Here is a 19,057-nt window from a genome sequence, read left to right on the forward strand (position 1 = left end):
ATGAAGTATATGAGTCAATCAAATTTAAGAGGTATCATTCGTGGACGCCGTTCCGTTAAAAGTGGGTATTTAGATGCTCCTGTTTCTCAGGATTTAATTTTGGAACTGCTTAACGATGCGGTTTGGGCGCCCACACATGGATTAAGAGAACCGTGGCGTTTCCTCTTTGTTCCTTCAGAAGCAAAAGAACAGTTTGTGAATGGTTTAATTGAGTTGTTACCAGAAAAAGTGCGTCACAATGTTCAAACTGTCTTTATGCAACCGGCTGTGATATTAACAGTAATTATGAACAAAGATTCGCGGCAAAAGGAATGGGAAGAGGATTTTGGTGCGGTAAGTAGTATGCTGCAGAACTTTCAATTGTTAGCTTGGGAGCAGCAACTGGGAGTTGTTTGGAAAACACCACCTTTTATACATGACTCAAAAGTGAGAGAGTATTTAGATGTCCAAGCTGATGAGCAAGTTGTAGGATTTTTGCATATGGGTTACTTTGCAAACGAGCCAAAAGCTTCGAAACGTACTGCCGTTGAGGATAAGTTTACGGTTTTTGATGAATCAAAATAAATTAGTGAAAGCCTTCGTTTTAGTATCGAAGGTTTTTTTAAATATAGGAGTTAAATATCAATTAAACTTAATAGAATATGTGAAGATTGTTGTGAGTATATGTCAAATTGGTGAATATCGACACGGAAGTGGTAGAAATTCGACAAGCAAGTGGTAGAAATTCGACACAGAAGTGGTAAGAATTCGACAAGGAACAAGTAGAATATTGACAAGTAATGGTACAAAAACAACTCCAAGCTGATGTTTCTGCCCGTTAGAATAAATAACAGTAGACTGTCTGACTGTCCTTAATGACTACAAACACAAGAGATTCGCTCTGTGCCTGCCACACGTACATGTATCCGTTAACATTAAAACGAAAATATCTCGTTAAAAGTGACAGAAATGTGACGTGATTGCACCTAAAAATATGCGACCTAATGCAAAAATAAAGCCCTTACATGAAAGGGCTTTATTTTTTACTATAAAGGTATAGAAAAACAAAAGTATGAAACAGGAGGTGCTAGGGATATGGAGACCAGCACTAAGATTGTGACAGCTGAAGTTCCTATTGTCACCTTAAGTAAAAAGGAAAAATTCAAAAGACATTTAAGAAAGCTGTCTCAACAGAAAGCCTTGCAGGTTATGGCTTTACTTGGGGTACTATGGATGTTCATCTTCAATTATATTCCGATGTACGGGTTAATCATTGCGTTTAAAGAATATAGTGTCATTCGAACGATTGGAGAAGCTCCTTGGGTAGGACTTATGCAGTTTAAAGAATTTCTAGCGGATGAAAATTTTTGGATTGTAGTAAAGAACACGTTAGGAATAAGTCTTATAAAACTATTCATAGGATTTCCTTTACCAATCATCTTTGCCCTAATGTTAAATGAGCTTACATCATTGCAGTTTAAGAAAATGGTACAAACTATCTCATATTTACCTCACTTTTTATCATGGGTTGTGTTAGGTGGAATTTTAACAACGTGGTTAGCGGACATTGGTATCATAAATGATATTTTGCTAGGTATGAGGATTATTGATGAACCAACAAACTTCTTAGCAGAGCCAGACTATTTCTGGGGTATTGTCATAATGTCTGATATTTGGAAAGAGCTTGGATGGTCCGCCATTATATACTTAGCAGCGATTGCTGGGGTTTCAACAGAACTATATGAAGCCGCTACCATTGACGGGGCAAATCGTTTTCAAAAAATATGGCATGTTACGCTTCCAGCTATTCGACCAACCATTGCTATTCTATTTATTTTAGCAGTGAGTGGTGTGTTAAATTCAAACTTCGATCAAATATTGATTTTACGTAATGCATTAAATGAAAGCGCTAGTAACGTAGTTGACATCTATGTATATCAAACGGGTATTCAGAATGCGAGATATTCATATGCAACAGCAGTAGGCTTATTAAAAGCAGTTATTGCTTTCATCTTATTGTTATCAGCAAATAAGATTGTGAAAAAGCTGAATGGCACTTCGCTATTCTAGAGAGGGGGTTCTACCATGCCGAAACTATTCAAACTTAATAGACGAACAAAAGGCGAGTATATCTTTGACAATATCAATATGCTAATTATGCTTTTTATATGCTTTATCACCTTGTATCCAATATGGTATGTCATAGTCAATTCCTTAAATGATGGAATGGATGCGATGCGCCAAAGTATTTATTGGTGGCCTAGGGAGTTTACATTCGATAACTATAAAGCAGTATTTGCTAATCAAGGGATTGTAACAGCGTTTGGTGTTACGATTGCCAAAACGGTCATAGGGACACTGACACACGTATTCTTCACAGCGATGGTTGCCTATGCACTATCTCGTAAGGACTTATATGGTAGAAAACTATATATGGTAATCGGTGTTATCACAATGTTTTTCAGTGGTGGATTAATTCCGTTGTTCCTACTCATAAGAGATATTGGATTATTTGATAACTTTTTGGTTTACATCATTCCGGCATTATTTAACTTTTTCCATCTAATTATATTTGTATCTTTCTTTAGAGAGCTTCCAGCTTCATTAGAAGAAGCGGCAAAGATAGATGGAGCAAGCGACTTAATGATCTTTATCAGGATAGTAATTCCATTATCTATGCCTGTTATTGCAACAATTGCATTATTCCAAGGTGTATACCAATGGAATGACTACTTTGCGGGGGTTATCTTTGTAAACAATCCAGATCTGCAGCCGATTCAGACTTACTTATATAAAGTAGTAGCTGAATCAAGTTCGAACCAGATGATGACAAATGCACCAGGTGGGATCACAACACGAACTGTCACGTCTCAATCTATTAAATTAGCAACAATGGTTGTTACAACATTACCGATTGTGTTAGTGTATCCGTTCTTACAAAAGTACTTTGTTAAAGGAATGCTTATCGGTTCTGTTAAAGGATGAGCAAGAGTTTTAATTAAGGTGAAAAGTTGCTGACTAGATTTGACATGCTATAAAAGTGTTCAATTTGATACAATGAAACTAATTGTTCATAGACACCTGCATGTTAAATCTTTCAGCCTTTGCATAAAAAAACATACTAAAAAAAAGAGGTGTCAATTATTATGAGTAAAAAACTATTTACAAAAGGGTTTAGTTTATTGCTTGTTCTTTCATTAGTGCTAGCACTATTTGCAGGATGTGGTTCTAAGCCGTCTAATGAAACCGCTTCCGAACCGAAGTCGAACACTACGGACCAACCTGCAGAAGAAACAACGCTTTCTGAAGATGAGCCAGGCTGGAAAGTAGATACATCACCAATTGAATTTGATTGGTATATGAACTTTTCATGGTTTGCTCATAAATGGGGCGATGATGCAGTTTCTAAATATGTAACAGATAAAACAGGTGTAAGTATCAACTTTATTTCTCCAGCAGGTAATGAAGCAGAGAAAGTAAACACAATGATTGCATCTGGTAAACTTCCAGATTTCATTACAATCGGTTGGTGGGAAGATGCTGTTAAGCAAATGATTGAAGGTGAGTTAGTACTTCCTTTAAACGAATTAGCTGAAGAGTATGACCCATATTTCTTTAAAGTTTCTGACTCAGCAAAACTAGAATGGTATAAGCAAGAAGATGGCAATGTATATGGTTATCCAAATGCTTCATCTTCACCTAAAGATTTTGAACGTTATAGAGATTTAAAACCGTCAAACCAAACATTCTTAGTACGTAAAGATATGTATGAAGCAATTGGAAGTCCTGATATGCGTACACCAGAAGGATTTTTAAATGCATTAAAAGCAGCAAAAGAAAAGTTCCCTGAAGTAAACGGTGCACCACTTATTCCGTTCGGTATGAACGAATTCACAGATGTAGGGAACAGTTCATTAGAAGGTTATTTACAAAACTTCTTAGCTATTCCAATGGAGAAGGATGGCGAGTTATACGACCGCACAACTGACCCAGATTATATTAACTGGTTAAAAACGTTTAGAGAAGCAAATGACATGGGCTTATTAGCAAAAGACATTTTCATCGATAAGCGTCCACAAATGGAAGAGAAAATTGCGCAAGGTCGTTACTTTGCGATGTTATATCAACGCAGTGACTTTGCTGCTCAGCAACAAGCATTATATGCAAATGATCCTAACTCAGTTTATATTGCAGTAGATGGTCCAGCTAACTCTAATTTAGATGCTCCGACTCTTGCGGGAGATGGTATTTCTGGTTGGACAGTAACATTAATCTCTAAAAATGTGAAAGACAAAGAAAGAGCAATTCGTTTCTTAAGCTACCTAATCAGTGAAGAAGGCCAAAAAGACTTATATCTAGGTCAAGAAGGCGTAACGTATGAAACAGTAGATGGAAAAGAGCAATTCACGTCTGAAGTATTAGACTTACTTCAAAAAGACCGTGCAGCATTTGATAACCAATATGGCGCTTCATACAAGTATTGGATGCTAATGGACACAAACATGAGCTTACAATGGGCACCACCAGCAGTACCACCACACAAACAAATGGAAGACTGGACTAAAGGTAAAACAATGAGTTTTGCTGTATATGATGGTATTAGTCCTACTGGTACATCTGCTGAAGGTGTAGCAGCAAGTAAAATTGCTCAAGAGTGGGGTAGAACTTTACCGAAACTAATTTTAGCATCATCTGAAGCTGAGTTTGATGAACTTTTCAATAAGTTCTTAGACAAGCGCGATAGCATTGGTTTTGACAAAGTAAAAGCATATCAAGCAAAACAGTTCGAAGTGAATAAAACAAAGTTAAACGTTGCAGAGCAACAATAGTAATTTCCATAAAAACCCAGATTAATTTCTCTGGGTTTTTTGGGCGTTATTTTTCTGTGTTGGGTAGTATGCTATAATACATGAAAACTTATGGGACGTGAATGATATGAACATAGTTGAAAGAGTGAAAAAAATGATAAGGCAAAAACTGTATGGCTGGCAGCTTCAGCATAAGCTTATCATCATATACGTAGTTGTGTTCATGGTCCCTGCAAGTGCATTTACACTATACTTTTCTAACCAATCATACGAGCAATCCATTGAAGAAATAATGAAAAAAAATGAATATTTAATTGAAATTGAACGGATTCACATTCAAAACAATATCGAAGCGCTCCGAAGAACAGCACAACTTGTTGTATCGGATCAACCTTTTACGGATTATATTAAATCTAGAAATGAATCCAATGTGAATGAACTGATTGATTTTAAGTTTGATGCATTATCAAATGTACTAAAGCTACAAAGTAATAACCCTGCTATTGAATATATTCGAGTATATACAGATAACCCGTATGTGACTGAGATGTGGCCGATTATATTTAGTGAAAATAGGATTATTCATACAGAATGGTATCACGAGGTCTTAATTCGCCATGGTCAAGAGTTATGGCTTCTTCAAGAACACGATGAAGATATTTTAGAACGACATATCTTGACTAATGATAACGCTAAAATATCCCTTTTGCGAGAGCTAGAATATCCTAAGAATGAACATCTCGGCATCGTGGAAACGAGCATGCTGTTAAAAAATTTCTTTCCTAAAATGTACAAACCTATTGAGGGCGAGCGCTCAGAAATGATAGTAATTGACGCCAATATGAAAGTCTTCCACAACCCTAACAATTCATTTTTGGAAGATGAGAACATAGAAATTTCGCTTATTAAGAGAAAGTTGGCATCTCAGCAAAAAGATGGAATTGTAAGCTTTGAATTTACAAATAATCGCACTCCATATTTAGTTGTAGCTACCTTTTTACCGGATATAGGGTCTTACATGATAAATGTCCTTTCACTAGAAGAGTTGTATAGCGAAGTGAAAATAGGGCGAAATATTGTGTTAACGACAACGTTATTTTTAGTCATTATTTTATCCGTTATTACTAATCTGTTTTTATCATTTTTATTTAAACGAATGTATCAATTAATCGATTCTATGAAGCGAGTACAAAAAGGAGATTTTGCTGTTGATGTCGATATATCGGGACATGATGAAATTGCTCAGCTATCCTTTCATTATAAAGAAATGCTAGGAAAAATTAATGGTTTGATAGCCGACCAAGTGAATAAGCAGGCAGCTACAAAAGAGGCAGAATTAAAAGCATTGAAAACACAAATCGACTCGCATTTCCTCTACAACACACTAGAGAACATCAAGATGATGGCAGAAATAGATGGGAATTATGAAATTTCCGATGCACTGACATCTTTAGGAGAAATGATGCGATACAACATTAGATGGAAAACTGATTTTGTTGTTATACAGGAGGAAATTACACATATTAAAAATTATATTGATGTTATGAACCTTCGCCTAGATAACCAATTAGTACTTGAAGTGGATGTTGAAGAACATCTGTTAGAGCAAGAAATATTAAAAATGTCTCTTCAGCCCATTGTAGAGAATTCGGTTAAACATGGTTTAATGCCAATCATTCGAGGGAAAAAAGGGATTATTTCCATTCACGCTTATGTCCATGGTGATAAGACAGTCATAGTTGAAATTCGTGACAACGGTATAGGTATGTCAAAAGAAAAACTGGTACAGCTGAATAAAAGTGTTTACGGTGCGGATTTGGACGAGCCTATTCGAACAGAAGGACATGGTATTGGATTGTTAAATGTAAACGAAAGAATATTGTTACATTATGGGGAAGATTATGGGCTCACTATATACAGTGAAGAAGGCGAATATACAAAAGTGGTTATACAGCTACCAAGCTTAATTATGAAAGGGGGGCGCAAACATGTATAAACTACTTATTGTTGATGATGAATCAAAAATTCGTTTAGGAATCCAAGCGATGGTAAATAGAGAGTTTGCTAACTACTTTAATACGTTTGTGGCAGAAGACGGTGTGGAAGCACTAGACGTATTGCATGCCAACCATATCGATATCCTCATTACAGATATAAAAATGCCTAGAATGGATGGTATTTCTCTTATCGAAAACTTGCAGGACATGGAACAGCTACCGGCATTAATAATACTGAGTGGTCATGATGACTTTTCTTATGCGAAAGCAGCCATTAAAAACAGGGTGAAAGACTATTTATTAAAACCGGTTAATCGCAAAGAGCTCTTTCAAACATTGAGAAGGGTAGCTGATGAGCTAGATTCTCTTAGTGAATCGGCAAATGATAAGGCAAGTGAATATCGGTCTAGTCAGTTAAATTACATGTTATTAAATCCTAATGTAACAAAGGAAAAAGTCGCTCAACAATGTGAAGAGCTTCTAGTAGCAGATATCGTGGGACCGCATTACTATATCGCTGTTATTGATAACGTAGATGGCTTGAATGGTCATGAATTTCTTCTGCAAATACAACACATAATGGAAAAACAGTCTAATCATACAGTTAGCTTTTGTAATAAAGATGGACATGTTGTATTGGTAGCGTCGACACTAGATGTGTTTTATCATTTGAAAAACGTATTAGCAGAGAGTAATTCAATAAACTGCTCAATTGCCGCAAGCGCCCCCCAAAGTACTTATCAAAATTTTAAAGAAGCTTACGAGCAAGCGATGATTACGAAGAAATATCAGTTTCTATTTCCGAGAAGTTCCTTGTTATTTTTCGAAGATGTGAAGGAGAAGCAAATACCAGAAGAACAACCTACTGATAATATTAACAAACTTTCAAATATGTTAGGAACGGACAGAGATAAAGAACTAAAGGCAAAGTTACTTGAAATTTTCGATTATGATAAAATTACTAAGTTGAATATATCGTATATGGAATCGATCAATAAAGGCCTCAATGCAAAGATATTTGATGTGTTCTTTAAAAAATTTGGTCAAGAAGCCATTGATTTATTTAAGCAATATAATAAGGTCAGTGATATGTATCAATATAAGGATTTCCATGAGTATTATTATGCCGTCGAGGAATCGATTATGAGGCTGCATGAATACACGAAGCAGCTGCGGTCCGTTTATTCCGCACAAAACTACATGGAACAAGCCATTGACTATATGAAAGAGAACTTTCATAAGGACCTAAATTTAGCGGTGGTTTCAAATCATATCTCACTAAACTATTCATACTTTAGCCATGCCTTTAAAGAATTTACAGGCCAAAACTTTGTCGACTATTTAAAGCATATTAGAATTAATGCTGCTAAAAAGCTTTTGAAAGAAACAGATTATAAAATATCGGAAATTAGTGAACTAGTTGGATACAAAAACCCGAAGCAATTTGCAAGAGTGTTTAAAGAATTAGTAGGTGTGTCAGCAAAAGAATATAGAGCACCATAAGTGTAAAAAGAGGGTGTCCCAAAACTTACGTTTTTGGGGCATTTTTTATTTTTAAAAAAACAGTGGCGTTGATTTTCGCTCCATTGCGCTCGCTTTCCGAGGGGTGGCCGTGAGCCTCCTCGCCTTCGGGGTCTCACGCCTGCCACTATGTCCCGCAGGAGTCGAGCGCATTCCGCTACAATCAACAATGTACGATTATATATTCAAAGCCCTGCGAAAGGAAAAGATACGAAGAGTATTTTTGTCTCGTTGGAGAACCAAATGAAACGCAAAGAAGTAAGAAAACGTTTGATGACAAAAGTAGGTCAAGTAAAATACCGTAGAGAAAGATAGATGTCGAGCCTGTCTTTGGTCAACTGAAATACAACAATGAATACTCGCGCTTTCGAATGAAGGGCCTGTCAAAAAACACCATAGACTTTGGCCTGCTTTGTGCTGCCCATAATTTGAGAAAGTGGTACATAATATTCAATCTAGGAGTACCGATAGGTACTCTGGAAGGGAATCACTTTAAAAAAACACCCATTTTCCCCCACGAAAAATAAAACTGTCCCAATTAGGTCTATTATTCATGACCTTTTAGGACAGCCTCTTTTTTGGTAAGCAAATCTGAACTTCGACTTTCATGTTCAGTTTTAGATGTAATGTTACGGCTGAAAAAGTTAATTTCTTTGTCTCGTTCGCACAGAGGAAAGTCGATGACGTTAGAGCGCATCTGCATCTTCTAGTACTTCAGCATTTGTGGAAATAAGACGATGCGATACGCTTTACATGCATCTAAAATTTTGAAACCGAATACAAAATTCATGGTCTAAAGAAGTGCGTGCAAAGAAGGTACAATAAAGACAGGTAATTTATACAGAAATGCGTAAACACCTATGCTAGGTGTGTCAGTCTAGCATTAGTGCAAATAGAACAGATTCACTTTTCCTAATGTTAAGTAAATAGCGGAACGCTGCTGCGTTTCGCATTTCCTTTTTATACGGAAGAAATGTTGTAATAATCTGTCGTTTAGTTAGAATAAAACGAGCTTCATAGAGTGAACAGGAGACCGTATTATTCAGCATCAATGTGGAGATTTAGTGTTTGCTTTAATAGCGCTTACAAAAACTGGTGCTTTAATCTATTATAAATATTTAATGAGGTGTTAAGATGTCAAATTACATGTTTAATGATGAACAATATTTTGTTATAAACGAGTTTGATCAAGCTAAAACGTTTTCGAGCTTTTTACCAGGTATTGCAGGATTATATGGGATTCCGATGTGGTCCTTCTATGTAAATCGTGGTCAAGCTATGGTTAGTTTTGGTGTGCAGGATAAAAATCATGCCATAACAGAGTTTTTCCCAGCAAATCAAGCATACCAACGGGTTGCTACAAATGGATTCCGTACGTTTATTAAAATCAACGGAACTACTATGTATGAACCGTTTGCACCAGGATTGCCTGATGCTAATCGAAACATGTTTATTAAAGAGAACGAGCTAATTATTGAAGATACGAACAATCAAATTGGTATTAAAACAACGGTAACATACTTTACTTTACCGAATGAAAATTTCGCGGCACTTGTGCGAAAGGTAAAGGTTGAGAATTTAACTAATGAGCCAATGCAAATAGAAGTTGTAGATGGTTTACCGGCTATCATTCCATTTGGTGTAGATGATGCTGCGTACAAGGCTGTTGGGAATACGTTAAAAAGCTGGATGGATGTGTTCAACCTTGAACATAACATTCCATATTATCGAGTGCGTTCATCAACAAATGACACAGCTGAAGTAGAGGATGTTACGAAGGGTCATTTTTATCTGAGCTTTGTAAATGACGGGGAACTTTTGTCTCCGATAGTTGATAATACACTTGTGTTTGGTACAAACACAGCATGGTCTCACCCTAGTAACTTTATGCAAACAACAGTTGAGCAACTAGTAGCTGAACAGCCAATTACAGCAAATAAAGTGCCAAGTGGTTTTTCTGGTTTTGCTCAAACGTTGCAAGCAGACGAGCAAGTAAATCTTTATACAATGATTGGTCATGTTAATGACATCGAGATTGTTAACAAAAAAGCTGGAGACTTAGCTACGAAAAACTATATGGAAAGAAAGTATGAAGAAGCTCAATCCCTTGTAGATACTGTTACAAAGGATGTATGGACAAAAACAAGCAGCTCACTTTTTGACGCTTATAGTAAGCAAAACTATTTAGACAACGTGTTACGCGGTGGCTATCCTGTTATGTTAGAAACGGATAATGATCCGTTTGTATATTATGTGTATTCTCGTAAGCATGGGGATTTAGAACGAGACTATAACTTTTTCTCACTTGCACCAGAGTTTTATTCACAAGGTAACGGAAACTTCCGTGATGTGAATCAAAATAGAAGAAACGATGTATTCTTCAATCCTGAGGTTGGAGATTATAACATTAAATTGTTTATGAGTCTGATTCAAGCAGATGGTTACAATCCATTAGTGGTTAAAGGTGCAAGCTTTGAGTTGGTAGACCAGACAGATTGGGAGTGGCTAGGGCAATTCTTTATTGTCGAGGATGATATTGCGTTTATGAAGCGCAAACTTAGTCGTAAGTATACACCAGGTGCACTATTACAAGATATTGTAGACCGAAATATGGAATTGAAGGCGACAATGCCTGAATTCTTAAAAGCTGTATTATCAAGAAGTGAACAAAACATCGAAGCGGAATTTGGCGAAGGTTTCTGGATGGACCATTGGACATATAACTTAGATTTAATAGAAAACTATTTAAAGATATATCCAGATAACAAGGAACAGCTCCTCTTTGCCGATAGCGAGTACAGATTTTTCAATAGTCATGTATATGTTAAACCTCGTTCACAGAAGTACGTGTTAGCTGATGGTAAGGTTCGTCAATACGGTGCTATTGTCGAAGACCATGATGGAAAAGGTAGTTGGTTAACGACTAAGAATGGCCAACCTTATCAAGCAAACTTAATGAGTAAGCTCGTTAGCTTAGCATTGATGAAATACGCTACGTTAGATCCATTTGGTATGGGAGTAGAAATGGAAGCGAATAAACCTGGTTGGAATGACTCTATGAATGGATTGCCAGGACTATTTGGATCGGCAATGGGAGAAACATTTGAGCTTAAGAGAGTATTAGCCTTTATTCTACAAAGTAGCAAAGAATATAACAGCGCAATTGTATTGCCTGTGGAAATTCACGATTTATTCACACAGGTTTGGAAAGCACTAACACTATATCGTGACAATCAGCTAGATGACTTACAGTATTGGGATACTGTTGCAGCAGCTCGTGAAGATTACCGTGCAAAGGTGCGTTATGGATTTGTTGGTAAAGAACTCGAGTTATCTAATAAATTTTTAGTAACTGTTATAGAAGCTTTTCTTGAGAAGCTAGAGGATGGTATTCAGAAGGCTACATTGCTTGGTGACGGCCTAACACCGACATATTTTTATTTTGATGCAAAAGAATATGAAATAACGGAGAACGTGAATGAAAAAGGCTTGCCACTTGTTCAAGTAAAATCATTTGAAGTGCAGCCTTTACCACACTTTTTGGAAGGTCCAGCACGAGCGTTGAAGACACTTTCGGATAAGTCTCAACGTGAGAATATGTATAATGCCGTGCGACAAACAGGCATTTACGACGAGAAACTACACATGTACAAAACATCTAGTTCACTAGAGGATATGACGTATGAAATAGGGCGTGCACGAGCATTTACGCCAGGCTGGTTAGAGCGTGAATCAATATTTATGCATATGGAATTTAAGTATTTATTGAGTGTGTTAAAAGCAGGCTTGTATAATGAGTTCTTCGAGGACTTAAAGCATGCGTTACCACCATTTATGGATCCAAATGTATATGGCAGAAGTGTACTTGAGAATTCTTCGTTTATTGCAAGTAGTGCAAACCCAGACGCTTCTCTTCATGGACAAGGCTTTGTTGCGAGATTAAGTGGAACAACTGCGGAGTTTTTAAATATTTGGCAAATCATGATGATGGGTAAAGACGTATTTACTGTACAAAATGGTCAATTACAACTTGCTCTACAACCAATTATACCGGCTTGGTTGTTTGACGATAATAATCAAGTGCAGTTTACTTTCTTAGGTGATATTACTGTAACGTATCAAAACCAATCGGGTAAGAACACATTTGGCGACGATGCAGCAAAGGTTACAGGCTATGTTCTATATCATAACGGAGAACAAATAGACATTCATGACGAAGTAATTGATGAACAGTATGCACGTCTCATTCGTGATCGTGAAATTAAGAAAATTGATGTTATTTTAAACTAACGGGGTGCCTTTATGAAGATCTTTCAAACAGCTCAACATAGTAAAGAATATTTTGGAGAAATTATAGCATCGAAAAAAGAGCAAGCTACAGAGAATCATCTATCTGTTGACACAAACACGACATATCAAACTATTATGGGATTCGGTGGAGCTTTTACCGAAGCGGCAGCTTATACTTTATCTCATCTACCGGCCGATGAACGTTTGAAAGTGATAGATAGCTATTTTAATAAGGAAACAGGATTAGGATATTCATTAGGTAGAACACATATCCATAGCTGTGATTTTGCATTAGAAAATTATACGTATGTGGAAGATCATGATGCAGAACTCAACACATTTTCTATCGACCGTGAGCATAAATGGGTTCTTCCTTTTATAAAGGATGCAATGAGTATACGAGGAGAAGACATTACTATACTATCCTCTCCTTGGAGCCCTCCTGCATGGATGAAAACAAACAATGAAATGAATAATGGCGGCGAGTTAAAGAAAGAGTACCGCGATGTGTGGGCGTTATACTACGCAAAATATATCAAAGCGATGCAAGCTGAAGGTATCGATATTTGGGGCATCACAGTTCAAAATGAGCCAGCAGCTACACAAGTTTGGGATTCATGTCGATATACAGCTGAACAAGAGCGTGATTTCGTAAAAAATCATTTAGGACCTACACTAGAGAAGGAAGGTCTTGGTGATATAAAAATTATTATCTGGGACCACAACCGTGATATTGCCTATGACCGTGCGAAGGTTGTTTTATCAGATCCTGAAGCAGCAAAGTATGTTTGGGGTACAGGTCTTCACTGGTATATGTCCGAAGACTTTGCAAATCTATCAAAAATTCATAATGAATTCCCTGATAAACACCTTATTTTTACTGAGGGTTGTATCGAGGGCGGTGTAAAGTTAGGTGCTTGGCATACTGGTGAACGCTACGCTCGTAATATAATGGGTGATTTGAATAACTGGCTTGAGGGCTGGATTGATTGGAACATGGTACTAAATGAGCAAGGTGGACCAAATCATGTAGGAAACTACTGTGATGCACCTGTTATTGTTGATACACAAACTGGAGAGGTGCACTATAATAGCTCGTACTATTACATTGGTCACTTTAGTAAGTTTATTAAGCCAGGCGCGGTTCGTGTTAAGCACGAATTGAATAATGAAAATATACAATCGGTAGCGTTCCGTAACGCTGATCAATCAATCGTAGTTGTACTGCTCAATGAGCAAGATGATTTACAAAAAATATCTGTAACAAATAATGGTACGGTGAGTGAAGTAGAGTTGCCAGCACACTCTATCACAACAATTGTAATATAGTAAATGAGTGCCTGTCTCTCCATGAAGTCATAAGTACTATGACAGAGGAGGACAGGCACTTTCTATAAAAATGGAGGAAATGGTAGTATAAAAGCTGTTATTCAGTTAGTTTCAGCTCAACTCTTAAACAGATATTTATATGCGACTTGAAAATGAACATAACAAAAACGAAGATAACACGGGAGAATCCGACATGAAGAAATGGACACTTGTATGGTCAGATGAATTCGAGGGAAATACAATCGATCTTAGTAAATGGAAGTACGATATAGGAAACTGGCTTGTAGATCAAGATGGGAATGGAGTAAAAGCAGGATGGGGGAATAGTGAAAAACAGTGCTATACGAACTCTCCTGATAATGCTTATATTAAAGATAGTAAATTAATTATACAGGCAAAAAAGGAGCAGGCAGAAGATAGGTTTGGTTCCTATGAGTATACATCAGCAAAGCTCAAGACACAGGGTCTATTTAGTAAAAAGTATGGACGATTTGAGATTAAAGCGCGTTTGCCTGTGGGAAAAGGTATATGGCCTGCTATTTGGATGATGCCAGAAGATAATGTTTATGGGAAATGGCCGCTATCTGGAGAAATAGATATTGTGGAAAGTTGGGGTAGTCGACCGTTAACGGTAGTAGGTACCATACATTACGGTGAAAGACCACCGAATAATACACACACAGGGAAGGAACTGACTTTGCCAGAAGGAAACGGGATAAACGCATGGCATGTGTATGCTCTTGAGTGGGAACAAGGTGAATTGCGGTGGTACGTTGATGGGGAATTGTACCAGACGCAAACGGAATGGTATTCAAAACAGAGCGAAAGTGTGGAGAATGTTCCTTATCCTGCACCATTCGACCAAGAATTCCATATCATTTTAAATCTTGCGGTAGGAGGTCATTTTGATGGGGACCCAGACGAAACGACAGCATTTCCCCAACAATTTGAGGTAGATTACGTCCGCGTATACGAATGAAATTGGAGGTGCCTGTCGCTTCCCCCGATTTGTCGAAACAAATTCGACAATATTTAACGGGGAGTGACAGGTACCTTTTTGTAGATATTGGACTTTTTTTCAGTTGATGTTTAACAAATTTACCCGTACTATAGATTATATGAGAAAACGGTATCATACAAGAAATTAGGTGAGGGTAACTATGGCAGATGAACGACAATCTAAAATAATCGAGGCTGCGAAGCTATATTATTTATTAGATTATAACCAAACGGATATTGCAAAGCAGTTAGGTGTTTCGCGGCCAACTGTTTCGCGGCTTCTTCAGTTAGCAAAAGAACAAGGCATCGTGCAAATTCAAATTCACGATCCAACCGAAGATGCGAATAGTTTAGCGCAGCGACTTGAACAAAAGTTCAATTTAAAAAAGGCAATAGTAACACAGGTTCCTCAGTACGATGATCATGTTATTAAAACGTTTCTAGGGGAAAAAGCGGCAGGCTATATTCATGAAATCGTGCAAGATGGCGATATTATCGGTGTAACTTGGGGAACCACAATTTATCATACAGCGGTTGAGTTGCCAAATAAGGCGGTTAAAGATGTAAAAGTTGTTCAGCTTAAGGGTGGTGTGAGTCACTCAGAAACGAACACGTACGCAAATGAAAATCTATATTTATTCGGAAAAGCATTTAATACAGCCCCTCATCACTTGCCACTGCCAGCTATAGTAGATCATGTCGTTGTAAAGCAGGCAATGCAAGCAGATAGACATATCCATAAAATATTGGAAATGGGAAAACAAGCAAATATTGCTGTATACACGATTGGCCCCATTAAATCGGAATCTCTTTTATTTAGATTAGGATATTTTACGGAAGAGGACTTGAAAGTAATTCACTCTAAGGCTGTAGGGGATATTTGTTCACGTTTCTTTGATGAGAAAGGCCATATATGTAACGCAAATCTAAATGCACGAACACTAGGAATCGAGTTAGACGATTTAAAAAGTAAAGACTATTCTATACTTGTGGCTGGAGGAGCCCATAAACTCGAAGGTATTTATGGAGCGCTTCAAGGTCAATATGCCAATGTTTTAGTAACAGATCAATATACCGCGAAGTTTTTATTAGATAAATAATTAAATATAAGCAAGGGTGATACTCAATTTTTTGGGAATCATCCTTTTTGTTGTAGTACAAAAATAAAAGGTATTGTCGAGCTCCTGTGAATAGATAATCAGTAGTGCGACCCTTTGAAATAATGTTCAAGCATTACAGAAATATATATCAAATATGGATGAATTCTCCTGGTTTGTGACTTTTGTGAACGGATGGAAAATATATTTTTTACATTTGTTCTTGAAAGGGTTTACAAAAGTTCATTTAGGCTGGTATATTAAGTACTGTAATAATCATGATTAATATTTATTTAAATTTACTAAGTCTAACAAACAGGAGTGAGCGCAATGAACATTTTATGGGGTATCGCTGGTATATTTATTGTGTTAGGTATTGCTTTTGTGTTTTCAAATAATAGAAAAGCTATTAATCCTCGAACAATTCTCGGGGGGTTAGCGATTCAGCTTACATTCGCTTTCATTGTATTGAAATGGAATGCAGGTAAAATTGCGTTAGAAAGATTATCATTAGGAGTAAACGAAATTGTAAATTACGCAAACGAGGGAATCAACTTCTTGTTTGGTGGAATATTCCAAGCAGAGAATATTGGGTTTGTATTTGCGTTTCAAGTTCTAACGGTTGTAATTTTCTTCTCATCATTAATATCAGTTTTATATTATTTAGGTATTATGCAAATCGTTATTAAGTTCTTAGGGGGAGCTTTATCAAAGCTTCTTGGTACAAGTAAAGCTGAATCATTATCAGCAGCAGCAAATATTTTCGTTGGTCAAACGGAAGCGCCTTTAGTTGTTCGCCCTTATTTAGCAAAAATGACTAAATCAGAGCTTTTCGCTGTTATGACAGGTGGACTTGCATCTGTTGCTGGTTCTGTTCTTATTGGTTACTCATTGTTAGGTGTACCGCTTGAGTATTTACTAGCAGCAAGCTTTATGGCAGCACCGGCTGGTCTTATTATCGCAAAAATCATGGTACCTGAAACAGAAAAATCAGAGACATCTGATGACTTGAAAATGGAAAAAGACACTGAATCGGTCAATGTGATTGATGCAGCAGCACGTGGTGCGAGTACAGGATTATCACTTGCATTGAACATTGGTGCGATGCTATTAGCATTTATCGCATTAATTGCTCTAGTTAATGGTATTTTAGGTGCTATTGGCGGCGTGTTCAATTTTGATGGTCTAACATTAGAAAGTATTTTAGGAGTTTTATTTGCGCCATTAGCATTTGCAATTGGAGTACCATGGGCAGAAGCTGTACAAGCTGGTGGCTTTATTGGACAAAAGTTAATTCTTAACGAGTTTGTAGCGTATAGCTCTTTCGCGCCCCAAATTGAAGCATTATCACCTAAGACAGTAGCTGTAATTAGCTTTGCTCTTTGTGGGTTTGCTAACGTGTCGTCTATGGGTATTTTACTAGGTGGTCTTGGCAACCTTGCACCAAATCGTCGTTCTGACATCGCAAGATTAGGTGTAAGAGCCGTTATCGCAGGGATGCTAGCATCATTGTTAAGTGCGGCAATTGCCGGCATGTTATTTTAATGAATTATAGATGTGTGTCGACGACAGTGAACCGGACTTTCGCTCTCGTTGGCACTAATCTTTTTGTATGAAAGCAGCAAAAAAAATTACCTCAATCTATAAAAAGTAGGGAGCAATGACATATGCGAATGGTCGATATTATCGAGAAAAAACGAGACGGGCACAGTTTAACAAAGGCTGAGATTGACTTTATGATAGAAGGCTACACAAAAGGTACGATACCTGACTATCAAATGTCTGCCTTTGCTATGGCGGTATTTTTCCGAGATATGACACAAGAAGAGCGTGTGTATTTAACAGAAGCGATGGTGAATTCAGGAGACACTATCGATTTGTCAGCAATAGAAGGTATTAAGGTAGATAAGCATAGTACAGGGGGAGTAGGCGATACAACTACACTCGTACTTGCTCCTTTAGTAGCAGCCGTTGGTGTACCAGTTGCGAAAATGTCAGGTCGTGGTCTTGGGCACACGGGTGGTACTATAGACAAACTTGAGGCAGTTCCTGGATTTCATGTTGAAATTACAAATGAAGACTTTATTCGCAATGTAAATGAGAATAAAGTGTCTGTAATCGGCCAAACAGGAAATTTAACACCTGCTGATAAAAAGCTATATGGATTACGTGATGTAACAGCAACAGTAAACTCTATTCCATTAATTGCAAGCTCTATTATGAGTAAAAAAATAGCGGCTGGTGCTGATGCCATTGTACTCGATGTGAAAACTGGGAACGGTGCTTTCATGAAGGATCTTGATGATGCGAAAGAATTAGCAAAAGCAATGGTCGATATTGGAAACGGTGTAGGTCGTCAAACGATGGCTGTCATTTCAGATATGAGTCAACCGTTAGGTCGTGCTGTTGGGAATGCCCTTGAAGTGAAAGAGGCGATTGATACACTTCAAGGTAAAGGACCAGATGATTTACAGGAACTTTGCTTAGTACTTGGTAGTCATATGGTAACGTTAGCAGGAAAAGCGAATGACGCTGAACAAGCTCGCCATATGCTATTGGAAGTTATGGAGAATGGAAAAGCATTAGAAGTATTTAAAACTTTTTTAGCTTCTCAAGGTGGAGATGAAACGGTTGTTGATGAACCGGAAAGATTACCAAAAGCAGCAAATATTTTCGAGTTGAAGGCGAAGAAATCTGGGTATGTAGCAGAAATTATTGCTGATCAAATTGGAACAGCAGCGATGATGCTAGGAGCTGGCCGAGTGACAAAGGAGTCTGTTATTGATTTAGCCGTTGGCCTTGTATTGAACAAAAAAGTAGGCGACTATGTAGAAGCAGGAGAGTCACTTGTAACAGTTCATAGTAATCAGGAGTCTGTTGATGAAGTGGTTGCAAAGATTTACAACGCTTATACAATTGTGAGTAATTCGGTAGAAAATCCCGATTTAGTGTATGGAGAAGTAAAATAAAACAGTGCCGGATAAACCAATTAAAGGATAAGTAGTTTAATAAAATTTCTGTGAAGGGACGTACGAAA

13 protein-coding genes are annotated in these 19,057 nt (G+C 37.3%); all 13 read left to right on the top strand.

Going from position 1 to position 19,057, the window contains the following annotated elements; genetic code table 11:
• Positions 1–9 precede the first annotated feature (9 nt).
• The 13 genes from EJF36_RS01055 (at position 10) to EJF36_RS01115 (ending at position 18,989) form a co-directional block, all read left to right on the top strand.
• Positions 10–564, top strand: coding sequence for a nitroreductase family protein (locus tag EJF36_RS01055; protein WP_125904610.1), 555 nt, complete (start codon positions 10–12; stop codon positions 562–564).
• Between the two features lie 510 nt (positions 565–1,074).
• Complete coding sequence (locus tag EJF36_RS01060) at positions 1,075–2,049, top strand: ABC transporter permease (protein ID WP_125904611.1); 975 nt, start codon at positions 1,075–1,077, stop codon at positions 2,047–2,049.
• Between the two features lie 15 nt (positions 2,050–2,064).
• Positions 2,065–2,964: a carbohydrate ABC transporter permease gene (locus EJF36_RS01065; protein ID WP_125904612.1), complete on the top strand. Its 900-nt coding sequence runs from the start codon at positions 2,065–2,067 to the stop codon at positions 2,962–2,964.
• Positions 2,965–3,125: 161 nt separating this feature from the next.
• Positions 3,126–4,808, top strand: coding sequence for an extracellular solute-binding protein (locus EJF36_RS01070; protein WP_125904613.1), 1,683 nt, complete (start codon positions 3,126–3,128; stop codon positions 4,806–4,808).
• A 106-nt stretch (positions 4,809–4,914) separates the two neighbouring features.
• Entirely contained in the window at positions 4,915–6,783 is a 1,869-nt protein-coding gene (locus EJF36_RS01075) for a sensor histidine kinase (protein ID WP_125904614.1), read from the top strand.
• Entirely contained in the window at positions 6,776–8,287 is a 1,512-nt protein-coding gene (locus EJF36_RS01080) for a response regulator transcription factor (protein WP_125904615.1), read from the top strand. The genes EJF36_RS01075 and EJF36_RS01080 overlap by 8 nt, the downstream gene beginning before the upstream one ends.
• Positions 8,288–8,643: 356 nt before the next feature.
• Positions 8,644–8,832 carry a transposase gene (locus EJF36_RS22055; RefSeq protein ID WP_395940609.1) on the top strand — a complete coding sequence of 63 codons (189 nt, stop codon included), beginning with the start codon at positions 8,644–8,646 and terminating at the stop codon, positions 8,830–8,832.
• 607 nt (positions 8,833–9,439) lie between these two features.
• Positions 9,440–12,595 (top strand): cellobiose phosphorylase, encoded by a 3,156-nt coding sequence (locus EJF36_RS01090; RefSeq protein ID WP_125904616.1) that lies wholly within the window; start codon positions 9,440–9,442, stop codon positions 12,593–12,595.
• A gap of 12 nt (positions 12,596–12,607) precedes the next feature.
• A complete protein-coding gene (locus tag EJF36_RS01095; RefSeq protein WP_125904617.1) occupies positions 12,608–13,924 on the top strand; it encodes a glycoside hydrolase family 30 protein in 1,317 nt (438 codons plus the stop codon).
• Positions 13,925–14,117: 193 nt separating this feature from the next.
• The gene (locus tag EJF36_RS01100; RefSeq protein ID WP_260471795.1) at positions 14,118–14,903 is read left to right on the top strand and encodes a glycoside hydrolase family 16 protein; all 786 of its coding nucleotides are present in this window, start codon (positions 14,118–14,120) and stop codon (positions 14,901–14,903) included.
• Between the two features lie 181 nt (positions 14,904–15,084).
• Entirely contained in the window at positions 15,085–16,023 is a 939-nt protein-coding gene (locus tag EJF36_RS01105) for a sugar-binding transcriptional regulator (RefSeq protein ID WP_125904619.1), read from the top strand.
• Between the two features lie 327 nt (positions 16,024–16,350).
• On the top strand, positions 16,351–17,565 hold the full coding sequence (locus tag EJF36_RS01110) for a NupC/NupG family nucleoside CNT transporter (protein WP_125904620.1): 1,215 nt from the start codon (positions 16,351–16,353) through the stop codon (positions 17,563–17,565).
• A 122-nt stretch (positions 17,566–17,687) separates the two neighbouring features.
• On the top strand, positions 17,688–18,989 hold the full coding sequence (locus EJF36_RS01115; RefSeq protein WP_125904621.1) for a pyrimidine-nucleoside phosphorylase: 1,302 nt from the start codon (positions 17,688–17,690) through the stop codon (positions 18,987–18,989).
• The last annotated feature ends 68 nt before the right edge of the window (positions 18,990–19,057 follow it).

Source organism: Bacillus sp. HMF5848 (assembly GCF_003944835.1).
Classification (GTDB): Bacteria; Bacillota; Bacilli; order Bacillales; family HMF5848; genus HMF5848.

What these genes read in the sequence shown, in the direction of transcription:
- EJF36_RS01065 (WP_125904612.1), top strand. Translation starts at nt 2,065, where the DNA reads ATGCCGAAACTATTCAAACTTAATAGACGAACAAAAGGCGAGTATATC.
- EJF36_RS01070 (WP_125904613.1), top strand. Translation starts at nt 3,126, where the DNA reads ATGAGTAAAAAACTATTTACAAAAGGGTTTAGTTTATTGCTTGTTCTT.
- EJF36_RS01060 (WP_125904611.1), top strand. Translation starts at nt 1,075, where the DNA reads ATGGAGACCAGCACTAAGATTGTGACAGCTGAAGTTCCTATTGTCACC.
- EJF36_RS01090 (WP_125904616.1), top strand. Translation starts at nt 9,440, where the DNA reads ATGTCAAATTACATGTTTAATGATGAACAATATTTTGTTATAAACGAG.
- EJF36_RS01095 (WP_125904617.1), top strand. Translation starts at nt 12,608, where the DNA reads ATGAAGATCTTTCAAACAGCTCAACATAGTAAAGAATATTTTGGAGAA.
- EJF36_RS01100 (WP_260471795.1), top strand. Translation starts at nt 14,118, where the DNA reads ATGAAGAAATGGACACTTGTATGGTCAGATGAATTCGAGGGAAATACA.
- EJF36_RS01110 (WP_125904620.1), top strand. Translation starts at nt 16,351, where the DNA reads ATGAACATTTTATGGGGTATCGCTGGTATATTTATTGTGTTAGGTATT.
- EJF36_RS01105 (WP_125904619.1), top strand. Translation starts at nt 15,085, where the DNA reads ATGGCAGATGAACGACAATCTAAAATAATCGAGGCTGCGAAGCTATAT.
- EJF36_RS01115 (WP_125904621.1), top strand. Translation starts at nt 17,688, where the DNA reads ATGCGAATGGTCGATATTATCGAGAAAAAACGAGACGGGCACAGTTTA.
- EJF36_RS01055 (WP_125904610.1), top strand. Translation starts at nt 10, where the DNA reads ATGAGTCAATCAAATTTAAGAGGTATCATTCGTGGACGCCGTTCCGTT.
- EJF36_RS01075 (WP_125904614.1), top strand. Translation starts at nt 4,915, where the DNA reads ATGAACATAGTTGAAAGAGTGAAAAAAATGATAAGGCAAAAACTGTAT.
- EJF36_RS01080 (WP_125904615.1), top strand. Translation starts at nt 6,776, where the DNA reads ATGTATAAACTACTTATTGTTGATGATGAATCAAAAATTCGTTTAGGA.